Annotated in this window: 6 protein-coding genes; 1 reads left to right on the forward strand and 5 read right to left on the reverse strand. The window is 45.7% G+C overall.

Annotated features, from left to right (window positions below; genetic code table 11):
• The first annotated feature begins 303 nt into the window (after positions 1–303).
• Positions 304–690 (forward strand): hypothetical protein, encoded by a 387-nt coding sequence (locus tag M0R47_RS14125; RefSeq protein ID WP_292555937.1) that lies wholly within the window; start codon positions 304–306, stop codon positions 688–690.
• Between the two features lie 687 nt (positions 691–1,377).
• Here the strand turns inward: M0R47_RS14125 and M0R47_RS14130 are convergent.
• The 5 genes from M0R47_RS14130 to hrpA form a co-directional block, all read right to left on the reverse strand.
• Positions 1,378–1,569: a type II toxin-antitoxin system RelE/ParE family toxin gene (locus M0R47_RS14130; RefSeq protein ID WP_292555939.1), complete on the reverse strand. Its 192-nt coding sequence runs from the start codon at positions 1,567–1,569 to the stop codon at positions 1,378–1,380.
• A gap of 92 nt (positions 1,570–1,661) precedes the next feature.
• Positions 1,662–1,952, reverse strand: a complete 291-nt coding sequence (locus M0R47_RS14135) for a hypothetical protein (protein WP_292555941.1) — start codon at positions 1,950–1,952, stop codon at positions 1,662–1,664.
• 169 nt (positions 1,953–2,121) lie between these two features.
• A complete protein-coding gene (locus M0R47_RS14140; RefSeq protein WP_292555943.1) occupies positions 2,122–2,952 on the reverse strand; it encodes a tetratricopeptide repeat protein in 831 nt (276 codons plus the stop codon).
• A gap of 12 nt (positions 2,953–2,964) precedes the next feature.
• Entirely contained in the window at positions 2,965–3,288 is a 324-nt protein-coding gene (locus tag M0R47_RS14145; protein WP_292555945.1) for a hypothetical protein, read from the reverse strand.
• A 372-nt stretch (positions 3,289–3,660) separates the two neighbouring features.
• On the reverse strand, positions 3,661–6,534 hold a 2,874-nt coding region (gene hrpA, locus M0R47_RS14150; protein ID WP_292555947.1), incomplete at its 5' end, for an ATP-dependent RNA helicase HrpA.

Below are 6,534 nucleotides of genomic sequence, written 5' to 3' on the forward strand. Positions count from 1 at the left end.
GAAAGTATCGAACAGCGCTTGCAAGTTGGGCGCATCTCCCAGAAGCGATGGGATCGTTTGATACGCGATATCAAAGCTTTAGTTTTCCATAACGCGTAAACCAGTCCCTTATTTCTCAAAAAATCATTTGGCATTAAAGAATACTTGGAGCTTTGGAATGTAAGGCATTCAGCTCAATAGCGGATTCACCCGATATCGGTAATAGCGCTTATTGATCAAAGAAATAAACTTCCTATCTTATAGATACTCGTACAACACCAACCGATTTTTTAGGGTTATTTAAATCAAAATAGGAAAGTGAACATGAAAAGAATAAATCTGGCAGTAATATTATTAGTTTTATCCGTATTTACCAGCGCTGTTTATGCCGATATTACCCTGCAATCCAAAGAAGAAGTCGAGGGCACCTGGAAGCTGCAATCCACCAAAAACTCTTTAACCGATAAAGAAGCCATCCCAAGGGAAGATACCTGGGTGTTTAAAGACGGCAAAGTAACGATCTTACATATTCCGCGTGACGGCAAATTCTATGATCAACCGCCGGTAAATTACGAAATAGAGGATGGCAAATTAAAAGTTGCCTTGGTGGGCAATAACCGGTTTGACGTATTTACTTTAGTGGAAAAAGACGACAAGAGCATGACCTTAAAAGGAAAATTCGGCGGCTATTATTACTTTGTAAAAAAGTAGCCTTAACGGATTTAAGTCCATAGGGTGCGGTGAAGTACCAACCGCGCCTTACGTTATTCATCAACTGAAATATCTTAGAGCCGGAGGTGGCATGTTGCCCCGTTCGAAACGTAAGGCGGCAATTAAATGTAGTCGCTTAACTCAGGCATTACAAAAACGTTAGGAACAGGGTTGCAAACCCCGTCCCGCTTGGGAATATTCAGAAAGTCCCATCAATTATTTGGAGAAAGTACCATGAGCAAAGAACAAAAAAGCAATAAAGAAACCAAGAAAAAACCAGCTTTAAGCCCGAAAGAAAAGAAAGCTGTGAAGAAATCCAAGAAAGATTCTAAGGATTAATAAAATTATCGAGAATTTAATGTAACCCAATGGCTTCCAATATGAAGATGCGCTGGTTCCCAAGCTCCAGAGGCTGTGAAAGAATTATCCAAATTAGGCTAAAAACATTTTTCACCACGAAGCCAAAAGTAGGCGCCTCTAGGCGACACTAAGGACACGAAGAAAAACAATCGTTTTAATTCAATGCATTGAAAACTTCGTGTTCTTCGTACCTTCGTGGTGAATTCTTTAATTTTTTCTAAAAAAGAATATTTTCACAGCCTCTCCAGTTTGAGAACCAGCGAAAATACAACATGCGGTGCAATACGACTAAAGCCTATTACACGCTAAGGATTGCCCTTACCGCATTCAAGGTAAATCCTCCGGTGCAAAATCCCGCCGTTTATGAATCACCGCCAGAATCTCAACATGGTCGGTTTTTATTTCATAAATAATCCGGTACGAATACAAACCTAATTCACGGATATACTCTTCATTCAGTTCCGGCACCTTGCGACCCTGATAAGGAAGTTCGTCAAGTCCAACTGTTTTACGCACCATCGCTTCGCTGACTCACTTGACGTAAAGCGGTGAATCATGGGCGATATAATTGTGAATATGGCGAAGCTGCGCCAAGGCATGATCCGTCCATTTCACCATATTTGAATATCTCTGAGCACCTCTTCAGCGGATTGGGTTTTGCCTTGAATTGCGTCCTGCTGTCCGCGCCGGATATTTTCCAGCACATAGAACCGGTACATGATCTCTTCCATGTCGGCGTCTTCCGGGAGCCGGGCGATAGTGTCCAGAGCTTCTTGTTTAACCGCTTGCATAATGATGCCCTCATTGCGTTTGAGAAATGGAGTCGCCTGCTGGAGACTAGGGAAATGGTACTCTATGGTACCTTGCTTGGCTAGTTGACCGAGCTGGACGGGATGGGGCATGTTGGCATTTGCAAAACGCAACATGCAGCGCAATACAGTGGACAAGGGTTGCATTGGACGCGATAGCGGCTTCTAGGCATGATTGCCCCCTTTGTGTGGCGATGGTGGACGGGGAAGCTGGAGCTTCCACGACTGGGTTCCCAAACTGGAGCTTGGGAACCCGCGAAAATCAAAGCGCATTCGAATGTTGTTTACGCCATTCTTCAACCAGTTCGTTGGCTTTTTTTGTATCAGATTCCGAAAGTTTACCTTTTAGAGGATATTTATGATGAGTGTCAGGATCGAATCCGCCGATTTTAAACCACTTGTATGCAAGTATTAAATCTTGTTTAACTCCGCTTCCAGATGCATACATTTCACCAAGTTTTAAGGCGGCATTATATAATCCATATTGGGTAACACTGATTCCAAATTGTTTCGTGGATTTGTGTTCAATTGCTCGTGAAAGATATTCAAAGGCTTTTTTATAGTCTTGTGGGATTTCTATTTCAATTTCATTGTCATATTTATAAAAATACAATTCTCCAAGAGCAAGAAGTGCATAAAAGTCGCCATTTTCTACGGCTCGACTGTACCATTTAATTGCTTCTTTTATGTTAGTTTTGACAAGACTATCTTCCAAGCCAAAATGATACATTTGACCTAGTTGAAATTGAGCGTGTGACGATCCTTCTTCAGCCGCTTTAATTTTCCACCAAAGTGCTTTTTCTCTATTTTTGGGAAAAAGGTTATCACGATCTAACGTAATGTTACCTGATTCATAAAACCCACCTATTGCCCAAGCTGCATTAGGGTCACCATTCTCTACTTTAGTAAGGATTTCTTTAAACATTATTATTGCTGGATGCGAATCATCTAATATTGAAATTTGACCGGCAGCATTCTTATATCTTCTATTGGTTAATTTTAAATTTTTAATTTCATCAATAGGGGAAATTACCTTATTTTTCTTAGACAAAACAATAAGTACAATTATGACAACTATAATAGTCACAGCCATGAATAATCCATTTTAACGGTTTGTTGAATGATCACCACCTTGGTAGCCAAGGTTTGATATTTTAACGGTATCAGAGTGGTTGCAGTTTTCGCAATAAATCTGAAACTGCAAGGTAAAGCCCTTAGCGGATTTTGATTTTATATTTTCTTCCTCATCATAGGGATTTATTTCTTTTTCTTCATAAATCCTATAGTCTAACAATCTTAAAATCTTGTCGCCTTCACATTTTGGACAGAAGAAATAAAAATAGTCAGTAAGGGCGGTTGCACCGTGCAACTTACCGTTTTGAACTGCTTCACTGCCATGCTTAAAATTCATTTTCATCTTTTTGCTCATAAAATAGATCCCATAATGCCACCTAAAAATAAAGACAATAGCGACCGCTAACCAAGAGTTAAACACCACCAATTGCTAAAGAAATATAAAGCAAAGATGAAAAGCTAGAATTTATACCGCCCTGATAGTTAAAAATAAATTGTTGAAATCCTGCAAGAAAAAAATAATTAAATACCCTAACATATTCATTTTCCCCTGATCATCATTTCGTTAAAAATCCACATGTATCTGTAAAACCCTGTATAAGCCCGGTAGGGTAAGCTGCGCCTTACTAAAGTCTAACATATCATGATCTCGAAAATCCGGTTGGCCTAGCTAAAATCAATTTCGTCCAATATGCGGTACGCGCGGCGTACCCTACATTGAGCAATATCACCCTCTCTCATCCCAAGCCTTATCCATCCGCTTAACAGATACCGGATAAGCCGTTTTAAGCTGTTGCGCAAACAGGGACACCCTGAATTCCTCCAACATCCAACGAAAAGAGTCTTGTTCCGGGACAACCTTATCTTTCTTGGCCTTCTTCTGCACGTCCTGCCAGAACCGTGTCGCATAGCGGCTGGCTTCCTGGACTTTTTGCAGGGTGTTGTCCCGCTTATCCAGCCGGTATTGCACGGCTTTCAAATAACGCGGAATGGCTTTGAGCTGCTGAGACGGCGTGTTGCGGATGAACCCGGCATAGATCATCAAATCCAGTTGTTCGTTAATGTCTTTCGCCAGCGGGTCATTGGCATTGAAGCGGCTCAGCTGAGCTTTGATCGCGCCATACAGCTCCATGATTTCCAACGCGATTTTCCCGGCTTCATTGGCGGCGCTGATCAGCCCGGATTTATTTTGCTGCAAAGTTTGCTCAAACGCCTGCTGGGTGCGGATGGTCCGGCCTTCAACAAATACGCCGTACAGGGCTACATAAAGTATGTCGTCTTTATACGAAACCTCCGCGTCGTTGCCGATAATCGGATGTTTCGGCAAGCGGTTATAGGTTAATTCGGCTGTCGCTGACTTCGGCATGTTTTTCAGCACATAAGTACATTCCTTGCGCAGTTGCAGTTGGAACAAGCGCATTAACCCGGCCTGATGCTGGAGCGCGGCTTTTTGCTCGGTATCGAAAATACGCACGCCGACCGCATCGCCTTCATCGATGATTGCGGGGTAGCCGACAAAGGCTTGTCCTTTCTGGATAAACTGGTAAGTCTCCGGCAGGTCATCGAATGCCCAGCCGATGCAGCCGGTGTAGTTCAGCTCGTCGGCGGCAATCTGATCGAAGCTGTCCCCGGCTTTGGCGGTATGCTTGAGCTGCAATTTTTTCAGGTCGCGGCCGTAATCCAGCAACTGCCCTTGATCGTCTGCAACCCTGAAATTCATTTTCAAGTGATCGGTTAACGCGTCCATATTCCAGGCATTGAGCGGAATCGCTTCCCCGGTCAGTTTTTTCAAACGATTGCCCAACCATTCCTGCAACGCGCCTTTAAAATCCGGTTCGATTTCAAGACATTGCTTGACGGTTTCCGGCACAGGGACAAAGTGTTTCCTGATGTTCTTGGGCAGGGCTTTAATCAGCGCGATACATTTTTCTTCCAGCAAGCCCGGCACCAGCCAGTCGAATGCCGTTTGCGAGACTTGGTTCAATTGATGCACTGGGATGATCGCGGTCACGCCGTCTTCATCATGACCCGGCTCGAAGCGGTATTGCAGCGGGATGGTCAGGTTGCCGATCTTCTTGCTGTCCGGAAAATCCCACTCGTTAACATAATCTTGCTCCTGCTCCCGCGTTAAATCCTCCTTGGTTAAAAACAGGATCTTCGGGTTCTCGCGTTCGGCTGTTTTTCGCCACGTATCCAACGTAACGCCGCTGACAACCTCGGGCGGCAGCTTGCTATCGTAGAACTCATAAAGCCATTGTTCATCTTCGACCAAATCGACCCGGCGGCCTTTATGCTGGATCATACCCACTTCTTCGAGCAGTTTCTGGTTGGCAACATAAAACCGTGCATTGCTGTGATAATCATGATCGACCAGCGCCGAGCGGATAAAAATCTCCCGAGCGGCTTTGGGATCGACATGGTCATAAGGAATTTTGCGCCCGGCTTGTAGGGTCAAGCCGTACAACAAGGTGCGCGAGGACACCATGCAGCGAGCACCTTTCTTTTCCCAATGCGGATCGTAATAGTTGTGTTTGACCAGATGCTCGGCGCACTGCTCTATCCATTCCGGTTCGATCCGGGCAACATTGCGCGCATAAACCTTGCTGGTTTCGACCTGCTCGGCGGCCATGATCCATTTTGGCTTGAGCTTATGCAGGCCGGAACCGGGGAAGATGAAGAACTTCAGGCCGCGTGCGCCGAGATATTCGTATTGTTCATGGCGAAAACCGATATTCGACAGCAGCCCCGGCAATAACGCGCGATGAATTTTTTCATAGCTCGCCTCATCGGTGTTCGGGTGCATTTTTAGATCGCCCTTAACCACCTGCATGATTTGCGCGTGGATGTCGAACCACTCGCGCATCCGCATATAAGACAGGAAATTGTCGGTGCAGTATTTGCGCAGCTTGCTGTTGGACAGCTGTTTTTTCTTCTCCTCGTAGGTATTCCAGACATTTAACAGCGTTAAAAAATCGGACTCGGGATGACGAAACGCAGCGTGTTTTTGATCGGCCTGCGCCATTTTGTCGGCCGGTTTTTCGCGCGGGTCTTGCACGCTCAACGCGGAAACGATGATCGCAACTTCGGTCAGACAATGCTCATGCGCGGCGGCAATCAGCATCCGGGCAAGCTTCGGGTCGGTCGGGAATTTGGCTAACTGTTTGCCCACTTCGGTCAGCTTACCCGATTTATCCAGCGCGTTGACTTCATGCAGCACAGTTTTGCCGTCCCGGATCATCTTGTCTTCGGGCGGCTCAATGAACGGGAAGTCTTCAATGTCGCCTAGATTCAACGAGATCATCTGCAAAATAACCGCAGACAAGTTGGTGCGCATGATTTCCGGCTCGGTAAACTCCGGCCGGGCCAGATAATCGTCGTGCGAATACAGCCGGATGCAGATGCCTTCGGCGACACGACCGCAACGCCCTGCCCTTTGATTGGCGGAAGATTGCGAGATGCGCTCAATCGGCAGACGCTGGATTTTGCTGCGATGGCTGTAGCGGCTGATCCGCGCATGGCCGGTGTCGATCACGCAGCGAATGCCCGGCACAGTCAACGAGGTTTCCGCGACGTTGGTCGCCAGCACGATGCGCAGCTTGCC

It is taken from the genome of Methylobacter sp. (assembly GCF_023227905.1).
Lineage (GTDB): Bacteria > Pseudomonadota > Gammaproteobacteria > Methylococcales > Methylomonadaceae > Methylobacter_A.

Bases quoted from the DNA above. Each gene is read 5' to 3' on its own strand.
- M0R47_RS14140 (WP_292555943.1), bottom strand. From the start codon at position 2,952: ATGGCTGTGACTATTATAGTTGTCATAATTGTACTTATTGTTTTGTCT.
- M0R47_RS14125 (WP_292555937.1), top strand. From the start codon at position 304: ATGAAAAGAATAAATCTGGCAGTAATATTATTAGTTTTATCCGTATTT.
- M0R47_RS14135 (WP_292555941.1), bottom strand. From the start codon at position 1,952: ATGCCCCATCCCGTCCAGCTCGGTCAACTAGCCAAGCAAGGTACCATA.
- M0R47_RS14130 (WP_292555939.1), bottom strand. From the start codon at position 1,569: ATGGTGCGTAAAACAGTTGGACTTGACGAACTTCCTTATCAGGGTCGC.
- M0R47_RS14145 (WP_292555945.1), bottom strand. From the start codon at position 3,288: ATGAGCAAAAAGATGAAAATGAATTTTAAGCATGGCAGTGAAGCAGTT.